At 35.2% G+C, this 14494-nt stretch carries 13 protein-coding genes; all 13 read right to left on the bottom strand.

Translation table 11 applies throughout. The features are described from left to right. Positions 1-280 precede the first annotated feature (280 nt). The 13 genes from BN1066_RS11435 to BN1066_RS11375 all read right to left on the bottom strand — a co-directional run bounded on the left by BN1066_RS11435 (position 281) and on the right by BN1066_RS11375 (position 14488). A complete protein-coding gene (locus BN1066_RS11435) occupies positions 281-2047 on the bottom strand; it encodes a solute:sodium symporter family transporter (protein ID WP_077319587.1) in 1767 nt (588 codons plus the stop codon). Positions 2048-3093: 1046 nt separating this feature from the next. Further along, a complete protein-coding gene (locus tag BN1066_RS11430) occupies positions 3094-3828 on the bottom strand; it encodes a creatininase family protein (protein ID WP_077319585.1) in 735 nt (244 codons plus the stop codon). Positions 3829-3833: 5 nt separating this feature from the next. After that, positions 3834-4445: a bifunctional 4-hydroxy-2-oxoglutarate aldolase/2-dehydro-3-deoxy-phosphogluconate aldolase gene (locus tag BN1066_RS11425; protein ID WP_077319584.1), complete on the bottom strand. Its 612-nt coding sequence runs from the start codon at positions 4443-4445 to the stop codon at positions 3834-3836. 10 nt (positions 4446-4455) lie between these two features. Next, positions 4456-5373 carry a phosphotriesterase family protein gene (locus tag BN1066_RS11420; protein WP_077319581.1) on the bottom strand — a complete coding sequence of 306 codons (918 nt, stop codon included), beginning with the start codon at positions 5371-5373 and terminating at the stop codon, positions 4456-4458. A 199-nt stretch (positions 5374-5572) separates the two neighbouring features. Continuing rightward, positions 5573-6841, bottom strand: coding sequence for a PTS ascorbate transporter subunit IIC (locus BN1066_RS11415; RefSeq protein ID WP_077319578.1), 1269 nt, complete (start codon positions 6839-6841; stop codon positions 5573-5575). 2 nt (positions 6842-6843) lie between these two features. Continuing rightward, positions 6844-7128 (bottom strand): PTS sugar transporter subunit IIB, encoded by a 285-nt coding sequence (locus BN1066_RS11410; RefSeq protein ID WP_077302475.1) that lies wholly within the window; start codon positions 7126-7128, stop codon positions 6844-6846. 27 nt (positions 7129-7155) lie between these two features. Further along, a complete protein-coding gene (locus BN1066_RS11405) occupies positions 7156-7590 on the bottom strand; it encodes a PTS sugar transporter subunit IIA (RefSeq protein WP_077319576.1) in 435 nt (144 codons plus the stop codon). Positions 7591-7604: 14 nt separating this feature from the next. Continuing rightward, positions 7605-8354, bottom strand: a complete 750-nt coding sequence (locus BN1066_RS11400; protein WP_077302479.1) for a GntR family transcriptional regulator — start codon at positions 8352-8354, stop codon at positions 7605-7607. A gap of 931 nt (positions 8355-9285) precedes the next feature. Further along, positions 9286-9789, bottom strand: coding sequence for a hypothetical protein (locus BN1066_RS11395; RefSeq protein WP_077319574.1), 504 nt, complete (start codon positions 9787-9789; stop codon positions 9286-9288). Between the two features lie 459 nt (positions 9790-10248). Continuing rightward, positions 10249-12111 carry an exo-beta-N-acetylmuramidase NamZ family protein gene (locus BN1066_RS11390; RefSeq protein ID WP_245799774.1) on the bottom strand — a complete coding sequence of 621 codons (1863 nt, stop codon included), beginning with the start codon at positions 12109-12111 and terminating at the stop codon, positions 10249-10251. Between the two features lie 31 nt (positions 12112-12142). Beyond that, a complete protein-coding gene (locus BN1066_RS11385) occupies positions 12143-12511 on the bottom strand; it encodes a PTS lactose/cellobiose transporter subunit IIA (protein ID WP_077319572.1) in 369 nt (122 codons plus the stop codon). 379 nt (positions 12512-12890) lie between these two features. Next, positions 12891-14189: a PTS cellobiose transporter subunit IIC gene (celB, locus tag BN1066_RS11380; RefSeq protein ID WP_077319570.1), complete on the bottom strand. Its 1299-nt coding sequence runs from the start codon at positions 14187-14189 to the stop codon at positions 12891-12893. Then, complete coding sequence (locus tag BN1066_RS11375) at positions 14186-14488, bottom strand: PTS sugar transporter subunit IIB (protein ID WP_077319568.1); 303 nt, start codon at positions 14486-14488, stop codon at positions 14186-14188. Before BN1066_RS11375 ends, celB begins: the two co-directional genes overlap by 4 nt. Between the last annotated feature and the right edge of the window lie 6 nt (positions 14489-14494).

Raw genomic sequence — 14494 nt, 5'->3', positions numbered from 1 at the left:
TAAATGAATTTTGTTAGTACTAATCATGATAAAGAATATGGTCTAACGTAAAAACATGCTGTAAAACAAGGAGTGTTTTTTTACTAACAGCAAACTAACAATCCAGTTCGTTAAGAATCTTTGGTATAACAATTACTATTTTTCCAGAATTTCATTTTGCTAAATATGGAAACGAAAGAAAACTTCCTAGCGTTCGGTTAATTATATAGGTACCTAATTATACTAATACTTAGATTGATATAAACTCAAACTTTACACGATTGTTTGATTGCCTGTCTTGCTAAAATAAATCATGCTTGCTACTTGCAAGATAAGTTGAATTCTGTAAGCTATGCTGTTTTTCTAAGTGTACATCTAATTTATTCGTCATTTTTCGCCAGTACCAAACGACAAATCCAATGAATAGCATTGCTATCGCAAAAAACAAAAATGAAGCTGGAGAATAATAGTTTTCAGGTACTGCCGCGATGCCAATTGGTGAAAATAGACCATATACAGTAACCATAAAGAAAAAAATGATTACAGATACCTTCTTCACATGCTTCCAAGGTTGTAAATCAACCACATCTTTTGTTGTCATTACATATGGAGTCTCTTTTGGTTTCCATCTACCAATCACTAACATGGTAAGAACATCAATTGGAAATAAAATAGATAACACATAAAGAAAGTTAATATCTGGAATGATGAATCTTGTTAATCCATAAAGAAGTACATGTGTAATAACTACTGTCTTAGCTGCTAAGGCTGGAACCCGTTTCGTAAAAAAACCGACAACAACCATTGCTAGAATTGGCAAACTATAGAATCCATTCATTTCCTGTAAAAAGTAATACAATCCATTTGGTGCAAATATAATAAATGGTGCAATAACTACCGAAAATATAGCTAGGAAGGCAGCGAAAATACGTCCTGTTTTTACTAAATCCTTTTCTTCTGCAGTTGGTTTAAAAATTGGCTTAAAAATATCCAGTGTAAATAACGTGATTGAGCTTGTAATCACATTATTAAACGAACTTAAAATAGCACCAAATAAAACAGCGCCTAAAAAACCAGATAACACTACAGGCATAACATTTATAATCAATGTAGGATAAGCCTGATCAGCATTGGCAATAGAATTACCATACAATAAATAGGCAATAATTCCAGGTAAAGCTAGAAATGTCAGACCAAAAATTTTAAAAATTCCAGCAAACAGTACCCCTTTTTGACCTTCTGCTAAATTCTTGGCAGCCAGCGACCTTTGAATAATCGACTGATTCGTACACCAATAAAATAAATTATTGAAAAACAAACCAGTGGCTAAAACGGTCCAAGGAACTGACGATTCATGATTCCCGACAGCATTAAGCTTAGATGGATTTGTATGTAAAAGTTCTCCTACCCCATTGATAAAATTTCCCTTTCCTAAAACAAATAATGCTAGTATAGGAATAAGTAGCCCACCGATAATTAAGCCAATTCCATTAATCGTATCACTATATGCAGTTGCACGAAGACCGCCAAGGATTACATATCCACAGCTAATCAATCCAATAGCAGCAGATATAAAAAACACAATTTGAAACGTACTTAATCCTGTTCTAGTTGACAAACCAAAAATTCCATCAATCACCAGCGCACCTGAATACAAAACAGTAGGCAAAAATACAGTTGCATAACCTAATAAAAATAATAACGAAACCATTTGTCTTGTTCTCAAATCAAATCGCTGCTCTAAGAAATCAGGTATAGTAGAAATGCCTGTTGCTAAGTATCGTGGTAAAAATACAAGAGCCATAAAAATTAACGCTAATGGAGCAGTAACCTCCCACGCCATCACTACCATTGACTCTCCATAAGCTTGCCCATTTAACCCAACTATTTGTTCTGTCGATAAATTTGTTAATAATAACGAGCTCGCAATAACTATTCCCGCTAAGCTTCTGCCACCAAGAAAATAACTGTCTGTGCTATCCATACGATGTCCTTTTGTTTTATACCATGAAAACCACATAACAAAAACAGTGTAAATTAGAAACGATAAAAAAATCACCCAAATCATTGCCCTTCTCCCCCTATTAAAAAGCATTTGATTACATCTTTAAATTAGAAATTCAAAAATATATTTAATGAATATTATGAATTTTTTGATCGCAATTCTTTTTTAGAGTCTGTTCCGAACTATTCCTGATAACAGGAATAGAAATATAAGCCCTATGTAATCCGTTGCGAAATTATGTTCCTATCTTATCCAATATTCTCTCCCACCTTTATTAACATAACCGACTCGTAGTAAGCGCTTACCTTTTTGGTTAAGCGCTTTGATTTTTATGATAATAAAATCTATTGAACTTCCTGTAATCCATTATTAATAATGGATTAATCATAATTACTAATGAATTAAGCGCTTAATTGACTAGTAGTATAAAATAATTTTCTTTTAAAGTCAAATGAATTTTCTAACTAATTAGACATAAAGGTTCTAACATTGTTAACATAAATTGAATTATTATATCTACTATTGAATTTTAAAATTAATAGTATCCGTTTTGGGCGAAACGTAAAGGAGTTAAATACATATTAAGCACAATTAAAACACCTGTGACCCTATAGAATTAACCAAGGTATCACAGGTGTATCTCACTAACATTAAATTCATCTTACTTCTTCTATTGTCAGCACTGGTACATCAAGTATTCTAAATTGAAAAGCATGAGATTTTCATTATCCTTCCCTTAAACATTTACGCTTAATACAAGCAAAATAACAAATTTATCCCTATTCTAGATTTACAACTACCAGTTCTTAAATTGCATAAGCCGATCCTTCTTTTACATTTCACTTTCCTTCACCGCACCAGTAAACATATAGTGAGAACTCCTTCATCCCGAAAAACGTTCTCTCCTACTCTTATTCCACTTCCGAATTTTAAACGTTTCTGCTACAACTAACAACTAAAAAATAGATTCAAGTACAGTTTCTACTGCCTGTTAGCTTGATTCATAGGCAGAGTGTGAGTCATCTCATGCACAATTTTTATAAAGGACTTTTCTGCACCACCTATGCTACTTTATTGACAGCTCAGCTATCATTATTTTGAAAAATCCGTTATTTAATATTATGGAATGCTTCTAATAATAAATTCACCATTTCGGTTACGAAAATGTTTAACATTTTATTTCCCTTTTCTTTACTTGCAAGTGTTGCATCACCATAAACGCCACTTTCACTCAGATTTCCAAGTGATATTGTAGATTTTCCATATAATTTTGGAGTGGAAGGATACTCTGAAACAGTTTTACTCATATCAACTAGCTTTGAATTTAAAGCGAGCATTAATGAAGTTTCAAATTCACAAGCATGAATCATTCCGTTCCATGTAGGAGATTCACAATACTCCTTCATTACCTCTTCCATATTCGGATAAAAGAGATAAATAATTGGCATATCTAACTCATCCATTAATTCTCTAGTTGCATATTTCATGCTTGCGTTATTTGCATCATGTCCATTTACTAGGACTAGTAATTTTATTCCATAACGGCTTACACTATACGCAACATCTTTGATTACTGCTTCTACATGATTTTGTTGTAATGATATAGTTCCTGGTATGTCTCTCCAAACCCAAGAATAACCAAAAGGCATAGTTGGAAGTAAAAGTGCTCCAGTCTGTTCAGCAATTTTTTTAGAAATGCCTTTTGCCAAGATTATATCTGTTCCTAAGGGCAGATGATGACCATGCTGCTCAGTAGCACCTAATGGCAAAATTGCGACTGGAAATTCTTTTACGGATTCAGCTACTTCGTCTCTATTCATGTAGAGTATTTCTTTGGCGCCCATGTAATTCACTCCAAATCAATCAATTTTTTAAATTCTCTAGTATCTTCAATTATCCTTTCTATATTTTCTTTAGTCGCTCCTCTTGGAACTAATTCACTTCCAATAGCAAAAGATGAGTATCCAGCCTTTTTCAAACTAATAATATTATTTTTTGTTACTCCACCAACAGCCATATAGTTGATGGATGGAAAAGGACCTTTTAAGTTTTTCACATAATCCATTGGCAAACTATTAACCGGAAATACTTTAACGGTTTTTATACCCAATGCTTTTGCCTGCATAACTTCACCCGGAGAAAACACACCAGGAAAGATTTCAACATCTTTAGAAATTACATATTCAACTAAATTCCTATCCCAACCAGGAGTAATGATGTACTTAGCCCCTGCATCTATTGCAGCATCAACCTGTCTTTTATTAATGACAGTCCCAACGCCAAGGCTAACTTGATTGGAAAAGGATTTTGATATTCGTCTTATACATTCTAATCCTTTTTGCTCCTCACTTAATGATACTTCCGCCCAACTAATACCGTTTTCTAATAATCCTTTCATAATTTCTATTATATGATCAGGATTTACTCCCCGAATAATCGAAATAATTGTATTTTTTTCCATGATTCCACTCCTATTCAAATTGAGCTAGCCATCGAGATGGATTATCTATAAAGATTGTATCAATTTCTTTTTGCGTTAATCCCTCATCTAACAACCGAGGAATCAACTTTTTGAGTATATACTCAAATCCGGGTCCACCACCGTATGCATGTAAATAAGTTTTTCGACCCATATCACCTGAAATTAATAAATGATTAATGAAACCATTTTCTAGTAAATTTTTTATTAAAGATACGCGTATACTATCTGGGTAGTACTTAATTTTACTGCTACCATCAAATTGAACATAAGCTCCTCTTCTTACTAGCTGCAAATGATAATACGGATCTGCATTTCTATCACTATGCCCTACTACAACTTTAGTCAAGTCAACCCCTTCATCTTCTAGAATATCTAACATTTCCATCCCCATCGTACCAGCTTCTGTGTGTAACCAAATTGGAGCACCTGTTTCAAGTTGTGCCCTAGCAACTGAGCGAGTTACTTTTTCTTCTAATGGGTGGATCATTTGATTCCAAGAACCAGCTTTTAAAAATCCTGCTTTTGCCTTCGTTCCATCCATACCAATAGTGACATCACGAATTAATTTTTCTGCAATTTCTTCAATGCTAAGCGCTTCAACCCATTTAGGAAAATAAATATGTTTGTTGAAGCCCGAAGTTGCTATAACGTGTACATCAGTCTCTAAAGACATTTGCACTAATTTACTAGCATCTCTTCCATAATCAAGCGTTGTTGCATCCACAAGAGCATCTCCACCCGCTCTTTTAAATCTCCATAATTCACTAACACTTGCTTCATAATCTGTTAATTCCAAATCTCGATCTTTTTGAGTAGCAGGTGGATTCGTCCACAGGTGTTCATGGCTATAAGTTGTCCCTAATAAAGTTGGTTCTATATCTCCTAATACTGTACGGACTTTCATCATAGTATCGTCTCCTTTTTAAATACTGTTTATATAAAGTGAATCTTCAATCAGTAGGGGTTTTCTTTTATCCCACACGGATTGTTTAGATGAACGAATCGGGGATTTAGGTGCTGTTATCTCCCACTTAGACTTGTTCAGCTCACATCTTCCAATTCTTGAAGTGTGAGTCTTACAGCACCTTATATCCGGGATAAATGTTCTACAGCGGAACTCCAAATAACAAACCAATTAATTTTATGAATATTACAACAATAACGGCATCAGGTGAAGCAAACCACAATCCATTAATGCTATATTGTGTTAAATCAACGAGAGGATATGCAACCGCTATCAATAGAGAAAATGTAAAGCCTAAGAAAAATCCACCTACAATAGCTCCCTTTAATCCACCCGTTGCGTTACCAAATACCCCTGCAGCACCTCCCATAAAGAATAGCCCGATTACAGAAGGCAAAACAGCTACTGGTAAAAAGCTGGACATAAACGTAACAATTAATCCACCTATTAAAGCGGCCAGAAAACCGATGGTTACAGCAACCGGTGCATAGGAATAAAATATAGGAACATCCAACGCCGGCTTTGCACCTGGAACAATTTTTTCTGCAATCCCTTTAAAAGAAGGAACAATCTCAGCTAAGAACATTCTTACTCCCATTAACAAAATTAAAATTCCTACTACAAATCCTAAAGCTTCAAAAATAGCAAACTGATATCGATTTAAACCGCCTGATAGTTCTGACATAACCGAAGAATCGACAAATGTGGCTGTAATAACATACACAGAAACCATAATAATAGCCATTAAAATACTCATATCTTTTAAAAAATCTAGTGATTTTGGAACTTTGATGTCTTCAGATGATTGGGACTTATTTCCAAATTTGCCACCGACCCAACCGGATAAAGAAATCCAAGAACTTCCCCAGAATCCAAAAGCTACGTTGTCACTCCCTGTGACTTTCCTAACAAATGGTTGCGATATAGCTGGAAAAACAACCATAGAAATACCTTGAATAGCAGAACCTATTATGATTGTCATTGTACTTGAAACACCCATTTGACTCAGAACAATAGCCATTGTAGCAGCAAAAGAAAACATCATATGCCCTGTTAAAAAAATATATTTAAATCTTGTAAATCGAGCAATTAAAACATTAATCAAAAAAGAAAAGATTAGTATAAATGCTGTTTCTTTACCTAGCACAGTTTGTACAGCAGCCGCTATTGCATTATCCTCGGCTACAATACCAGTTAAACCAAATGCTTCTGTAAACATTGTACTAAACGGCATTAAGGAAGTAACAATTATATTTGCACCTTGCTGAAGAATTAAAAAACCAAATAGAGTTTTTAAAGTCCCTTTCATCACATCTGATGCGGACTTACGCAGTGCAATTAATCCTATTGCAGCAATTAATGCAATGATGATAGCAGGATTACTTAAAATGGAAACTAAAAAATCTACCATATTTATCTCTCCTTATCCATTTTTTTAATCATGGGTAGAACTTTGGCTTTAATTTCTTCCTTATCCAGTAAGTTATCTATCGCAACGATCGGCACCCCTTCCCCTGATAATTCAGCAGCTATTTCACTGGAAGCAACCATAAAGTCACAGCTTTTCCCTTTCGCACTGCCAAGGTCAGTAGCCTCACCTTTAACTTCGTAACCGCTTTCTTTTGCCATAGCTTGAATATCCATTAAAAGCATCAAACTTGTTCCAAACCCCATCCCGCAAACACTTAATATATACATTGTTATTCCTCCCTTTATATAATCACTTTAATGATTAATTATTCGAAAAATTTCTTCAACAGTAGCTGCTTTGATAATTTGGTTATATTTTGTCTTGTCTCCAAATATGCTTGAAATCTTTTGCAGCATCTCTATATGCCCATCATTACCCACACCGGAGAAAGCGGATACAATTTTAACCGGATCATTCTTCTTATGTCCAAATTCGACAGGTACTTTCAATCTTACTAATGAAAATCCTGTATCCAGGGCTCCTCGTTCAGGTCTTGCATGTGGAATTGCAATTCCCGGGGCAATGACAATATAAGATCCTACTTCTTTATATCCTTTAACCATCGCCTCGATATATTCTTCTTTGGCATATCCCCCCTTTACTAGCAATTCACCGCTGATTCTAATTGCCTCGATTGGATCGTTTACTTGAACATCCAACTGAATGGAATCCTTGCTCAACAAAAACATCTTTCATCATTCCTTTATAATGATTTTAATTTTTCTCTTCCAGAAACTTTAATATAATATTCATACCTATCAGCTCTATTAATCATTTCCACCATTTCAAACGGAATACCGCTTTTTAAAAAAGAGGTACGATTAATATGAAGCACCGCCTCACCAGGAGGAATTTTCAATGCAGACGCTTCCAAATCTGTTGCCAACCTTGCTTTAATTTGCTCTTGCGCTTCTATTAGAACAATATTATAATTTTCCTCTAATTCCTCATATAATGATTCCCTTGTAAGCCCTTTGTTTAAAAGTCCCGGAACATACTTTTCTCTTAAGTAGTTAAACATTAACGCTATTGGTTCACCATCTGCTAACCTCAGACGTTCAATCCGAATTAGTTTTTCATTAGGTTGTAAATGCAATTTGTCTATCATCTTTCTGGATGGTTTAACTTCTGAGATCATGAGATTTTGTGTTGACGGAGACTTTCCCTTTAAATGCATTTCTTCCGTCCAACTTGTGATTGTCCCTGCGTTTTGTACAATTTTCGTTGATCTTACAAAAGTCCCTCTACCTTGAGCTTTAAAAATAACCCCTTCTGCTACTAATTCATCTATTGCCTTTCTAACTGTTATCCTACTTACTCCATACTGTTTTTCCATTTCTGATTCAGGTTGTAATAAATCCCCTTCCTTCATGTTTTTATTAATTTCTTGTAATAACTGGTTTTTGACCTGCTTATACAGTGGAACTCTTGAATTTCTTTTTATATTACTCATTCTAACCTCCTAGACATTATAATCTTTAATATTATTTTAGTTTATTCATCATAATGATTATAATATGTTTTATTTTATTTGTAAATACATTATAACCATTTTTTAATTTATTTAACTACTGGAACTAAACATGGTATAAGGTTAAAAATAAAGTGAAACTATCATTCAATGGGGTCTTTTCCTTCATCCCTACTGAAAAGAAGCAGAACAAAGTCTATAATCACAACGCCCCCTGAAAAAACGCAATGTGCCGCTGTCAAAATTCGAAAAGTGCTTTTTCTTTGTGCGATGTGCATTAGTCGCATCCTATACAGAACCGTCGATTAAAATTACATTCCTGTATCATACGTAAATCATCATTGTGTCGAATCCCACATAGGTTGAGCGAATGACAAACAACACGGAGGAGACTTGTTTCAGGATTTCTGTTAGCTATTTAAGCCCACAAAAAAACGTATATTTTGCAGTAAACTACTGCTCAATATACGTGCTAAATAGCATATGAGGCTGATCAGTAACTTTTCTAATACTATTCGTTCTTTAAAGCCGCCACGTTCCTTTAATTTATCAGATTTAATTCCTATTATCTCTCCCATGTCAAAGTTATAAGCATGAATTATATCGTTAATTACCTCTAATATATCCGTTCATTCTTCTTCGTCGGTGTATTCCAAAATTATTTTACTTCTTCTATTATTAGTCTATCTCATAATAACCGCTTTAACTTTTTCACCGGTAACTGCATAAACTAACGGCTTTTTATTGGTCTCTCTTATAACTTGTGGTAGCGAATCTCTTACTAATTTTTAAACATCTTTTCTATCATTTGTAACATTCCTAATTCACATTAGATTTTTAATACAATTACAATCATTTGGCTTTAATTTGTTCACTATCCTAATAATTGGTGAACCAAAACAGACAATACTGTTTAATTCACCTGCAATAAACTTTCCTTATCCTGTTGCGTACCTTCTTTCACAACAGAAACACCATATTTTTCAAGTTCCTGATGGATTTCTGGGCTATCCTCTATCCCTTGGCAATAGCTGTACTCTAGAAAGAATCCATACATATTATTCCACGCTGATTCTAAATCCAAAAGTAACTCCTTTTGTTCAGTCGTTGTTAACAGCCCCTCTAATTGTGAAAGCAACTTCTCTGCATGTTTTTCAGCACGTTTAAATTCAGGATTTTCTAGACTTTTATGATAGGCAACTCGATGAATTCGCTCAAAAAAGATAATATTTGTAAAAGCTTTTTCTAAAATTTGTCTAATTGAATGATAATTTTCTTCGTAATTGGCTTTATATTCTTTGTGATCCTCCTGCAGAAATGAAGCTACATACCAACTATCATTCATTTTTTGATGTTCTTTTCGCTTAAGTGATTCATAGTTAACAACATTACTCTCCATAATTAAATTTGCTTTCATTTTATTTTCCTCCCATCATAATCTATCCCCTGCTATTTTCATAACTTTCCTCTACTTTTACGTAAAGGGTACTGCTAGATTTTCTATCCTCCTTCCAATATTTTTAGGTGCTCTTAGATGAAAGAATTTTCTAATATTTATTAGTGTATAAATTACTTTTTGTAGAGAATAAAAGCGAAAAAAGAATTTACCCTCCATAAACAATGACTAATAGTAAGATTTTTAACAAGTAATTATATAATATACTAACATATGTTCGGTTATTTTTCACGTTAGAAGGTTTAAATAAAAATAATCGAACTACACCCCAAATAAAAATGTGGTTCGACTCTGATCCGCAAATCTGTATCCATGTTACCAACTGTAGTTTGGAAAAGGTCTTCTTCTAAACTAGGATACTGCGACAACTGAAAACTCTCCTGCTAGGAATTCTACGTTGCGTATTACACCTTGTATTTTTTAATGTTTTATATCTACAACTAATCGTGACAAATACTTCGGTGTTGCATAATCAACGTTTTCCTTTTTTAAATAGAAGACTGCAACAAATGTATCGCCTTCTTTCAAATATTCAATAGATGATAATACAGGGTTATTAGTTACTTCCATTGTCCCTCCCTCCTGTTTTAGTTCTCCAGAAATTTTACCATACGGTATCCGAACTTTTAACATATTATTATCTTTAATAATGTCATAATCATCGACTGTTTTGTTTAAGTCAAATACAACTCTTGTATAATTAGAATGTACACCATATCTTATATTATTTACATTTCTTGAGGAAACCACGACTTCTCTCTTTGCTTTGTAATCACGATAGGTTGCGATTAATTGCGCTTTTCCCTCTTTTACAGCATAAAATGTACCATTTTCCACATATCCAATATCGTTGGAAACAGTCCAATCAATTAAATCAGGATCCATCTCTAATTTTTTGCCGTGTTTATTATATCCTTTTACAGCTAATGCAATATTTTGACCTGGGGAAACTGCCAAATCTAATGGTAAAATTCCCAATACTCCTTTTGGTCTGTATGGTTTAGATCCAGCTGGAAATGGCGGATACATTAAATACTTATTTCGAACGTCCTTTATCCACTCATACAATACTTCTTGCCATGAAGCAATAATTCTATCAACCGGCATGTTCTTCATGATCATCTCAGGGACGTCTGTATCCCCGATTAAATTGGTGTAACTTTCCGTCATCTCAAACTTATCAGGGTTCTGGTCTCTCATCGCATCAACTAAATTTAATCCTAAAGCAACAAGATCAACTTTTTCGGGATCATTCAAATGGACTTGTACACCAGCTACCAGCTCACCTTCATATTTTCCAAACATGGGTGTAAAATATGCCGATCTAAATTTCACGCCGGCAATACCACGGTTTCTCATTTCTTCTACTAAAGCTTCACTATCAATCCATGGAGCACCTACTAATTCGAACGGTCTAGTGGTGCCAAGTCCTGTAGACAATGACGTGTCATCTAATAATTCTGTTCCCGTATATAAATAAGCTGTCTTTTCAGTCGGTATATTCGGAGATGACATCACCCATGGAAGTCCAGTATCGGAAAAATACATATTTCTTTTCCAACCCTTTAATTTAGCTATTTTTAGATCTACTCCCATACTATATTCATGGTTCCACATTACAGCCAATTCACCAACTGTCATGCCATGTCTGACAGGAAGCAAAAATCTGCCCATAAAACTAACAGCATCTTTCGAACGTACCGGCCCCTCGACCCTTGTACCACCAATAGGATTTGGTCTGTCTAGCACGATCAGTTGTTTATCATGTTCTGCTGCTGCCTCCATGGCAAAACCCAGCGTGTAAATATAAGTATAAACATTGGAACCTATATCCTGAATATCAAATAATAAAACATTTACATCCTCGAGCATCTCTTCCGTAGGTTTCCAGGTAGATCCATACAAGCTATATACAGGTAAACCCGTTTTTTTATCGATATACGACTCCACATATTCTCCTGCTTCACGATCCCCGCGTATGCCGTGTTCCGGACCATATAATGCTGTTAAATTCACTTCAGGATGATTGTACAATAAATCAATGCTACTCTCTAAACTACTTGTAACCCCAGTATGATTCGTAATCAACCCAACTCGTTTATCCTGAACCCACTCTAAATGATCAGTTAAGAAAACCTCAATACCTGGTGTCACTTTTTTACTAACCTTATTTTTCCTCTTCCCCTTATTGCTCTCCGCACTCAACGTCGTATCTGAAGATGTAATAGCAAGAACAAAAAGTATCATCATTATAATCGTCATTGATTTTTTTAATGTCCTCACATAAAACACTCCTTATTTCATTTTTTCAGGTTCAACTATCTACTTTTTTTCCAACATTCATCCCTTCCACTAAACAGTTTACTTTTTTACGAAGTTTATTCTGACTACTGTACATTGCTATCATCTCTTCTACCAAACTTCTTTCTGACATAACTGACATTAAATGATCCTGTGCATGGACTAGTAAAATTGGCAAATTTTCCAATTCCCCCTTTGTGTCTTCCTGAATAAGTTTGGTTTGCAATTTATGAGCTTTTAATAATTCTTTAGAAACTAGCCTCATTTTTGTTTCAATTTGTTCAAACTCTGCATTTCGAGCATGTTTTAATGCCTCATATAAATATTTTTTTGCATTACCTGCTTGTAAAATGATGCTCATTGAAATATTTTCAATATCCATATGCTACACCTCCATAATGAATCAGCTTGATAGCGTTTATAAAGTAAATCAAGCTGAGCCCAGCTCATGTTTCAAATCCTTCCTTTTGATTCGATTCATGCCTTCCCTTTCAAAAAAATCCGTGCGGCCCGTTAAACTGCTGTCCGATGAAAAACAAGGCGGCCTGCATCAAATACCAGATGTAAACCGATTCGCAAATGAGGGTATTCTTTTGTCTCTTCTAAACTATTCTTCGAAAACAGCAGATTAACCTGCTGTCGTACTGATACTCCCCCATAATGATGAGCATAAAGGATTCCATATGTTACACCAGGTGCCAGACTAAAATCATTTGCATGAATAATGACTTTTCTTGTAATATTATCCCAAAAAATACTCCTTAATTTTCCTTCGTGGCAGCTGCCGCCTCATTGGCTTGTTCTTCTTCTAAGAGTTTTTTATCATACAAACGGAAAAACGGATAATAAATAAACATGGCTACGATGATATTAATAATCATTAATACACCACCACGCCAATCACCTGTTGTCAATATCCCCGAAAATGGCGGGGGGGTAGTCCAAGGAACAATTACATATGGCTTTCCTACAAAACCGAGTGACATGGAAAAATAAGTGATCAGACCAACTGCTAATGGTGCAAGTATAAAAGGTAAAAATAATAATGGGTTCAGGACAATTGGTGCGCCAAATACAATAGGTTCACTTATATTAAAGAAACTTGCCCAAATAGATCCTCGACCCAGTCCTTTCAGTTGACGCGAACGAGCTCTTGAGACAAGTAATATGGTTAACGCCAGTGCCATACCCGAACCACCGACTGTCACCCAAATCGCCATAAATGGCTGACCAATAATATATGGAAGTTCTTCTCCAGCTTGCTGTGCCGCTACGTTCTGTTCGGTCAGACTATACCAGATTGGTGCCATTACACTTGCCACAACAGAAATTCCGTGAATCCCAAAGGACCATAGTAAATGGATAAGGATAATTGCAATAATTGCTCCCCATAAACTTGCGCCCATTGCCTCTAAAGGTTGTCTTAATATAGCACCAACAACTCCGTGTAATGACAAGTTAAAAGCATTACGCAATAACAGATCCATGCCCCATACAACGAAAATAATGGCTGCTCCGGGAATAAGAGCAGTAAATGCACGCCATACGGAAGGAGGAACCCCTTCAGGCATACGAATAACAATATCTCTCTCTTCAAAAAAACGATATACTTCCACCGTGAAAATGGCTAACACAATTGCAATAAATAAACCTTCACTTCCCATTAAGTTCAAAGGAATATTCCCATCTTCCGTAAGTGGAGTAGCAACAAAAAATGCAGCGAGACTAAGCACCCCGGCCGACAATTCATCCATTCCATAACTTTTTGCAAGACTATATGCGATTGAAAATACTGCGACTAAGCCTAACAATCCAAAGGTAGCTTTTACAGGGATATTCAGTGCTGATGTGTAAGGCTTCATAAATTCTGCCCAAGATTCTATAGGTGGGGATGATATAATGAGAAAAATACTTCCAATGATTAATAATGGCATTGTTGCGACAATCCCATCCCTAATCGCCTTCAAATGGCGTTGTTCAGCCATTTTCCCTGCAACCGGCATAAAGTAACGTTCCATAAACGCATTAAAACGATTCACAACCCATCCTCCTATTTTCATGTATTTAACTTAAGTGCTTGCTCCAACACTTTTTCACCATCAGTCGCTCCATATGCTCGCATATCAATAATGGCGATTGGCACACCCCTTGCTTCCGCTTTTTTAAACAGTTCATTCTTCTTATAGCGAATTTGTGGACCTAAAAGTATGACATCAGCACGTTTAAGCTGCTTGTCCATATCATCTACCGAATGTGCTTCAATTTGCACATCAATCCCTCTACTATCAGCCGCTTTCTTCATTCTTTCTACCAGAAGGCTTGTACTCATTCCGAGTGCGCAAAGTAATGTAATTTTCAACGTAGT

Source organism: Virgibacillus proomii, assembly GCF_900162615.1.
GTDB classification, from domain to species: Bacteria; Bacillota; Bacilli; order Bacillales; family Amphibacillaceae; genus Virgibacillus; species Virgibacillus proomii.
This window is presented reverse-complemented; position numbering and strand designations above follow the sequence as displayed.

Coding starts and splice junctions, on each gene's coding strand:
- BN1066_RS11410 (WP_077302475.1), bottom strand. CDS start 7,128: ATGTATATATTAAGTGTTTGCGGGATGGGGTTTGGAACAAGTTTGATG.
- BN1066_RS11420 (WP_077319581.1), bottom strand. CDS start 5,373: ATGATGAAAGTCCGTACAGTATTAGGAGATATAGAACCAACTTTATTA.
- BN1066_RS11395 (WP_077319574.1), bottom strand. CDS start 9,789: ATGAAAGCAAATTTAATTATGGAGAGTAATGTTGTTAACTATGAATCA.
- BN1066_RS11435 (WP_077319587.1), bottom strand. CDS start 2,047: ATGATTTGGGTGATTTTTTTATCGTTTCTAATTTACACTGTTTTTGTT.
- BN1066_RS11415 (WP_077319578.1), bottom strand. CDS start 6,841: ATGGTAGATTTTTTAGTTTCCATTTTAAGTAATCCTGCTATCATCATT.
- celB (WP_077319570.1), bottom strand. CDS start 14,189: ATGAAAATAGGAGGATGGGTTGTGAATCGTTTTAATGCGTTTATGGAA.
- BN1066_RS11430 (WP_077319585.1), bottom strand. CDS start 3,828: ATGGGCGCCAAAGAAATACTCTACATGAATAGAGACGAAGTAGCTGAA.
- BN1066_RS11400 (WP_077302479.1), bottom strand. CDS start 8,354: ATGAGTAATATAAAAAGAAATTCAAGAGTTCCACTGTATAAGCAGGTC.
- BN1066_RS11405 (WP_077319576.1), bottom strand. CDS start 7,590: ATGTTTTTGTTGAGCAAGGATTCCATTCAGTTGGATGTTCAAGTAAAC.
- BN1066_RS11385 (WP_077319572.1), bottom strand. CDS start 12,511: ATGGATATTGAAAATATTTCAATGAGCATCATTTTACAAGCAGGTAAT.
- BN1066_RS11425 (WP_077319584.1), bottom strand. CDS start 4,445: ATGGAAAAAAATACAATTATTTCGATTATTCGGGGAGTAAATCCTGAT.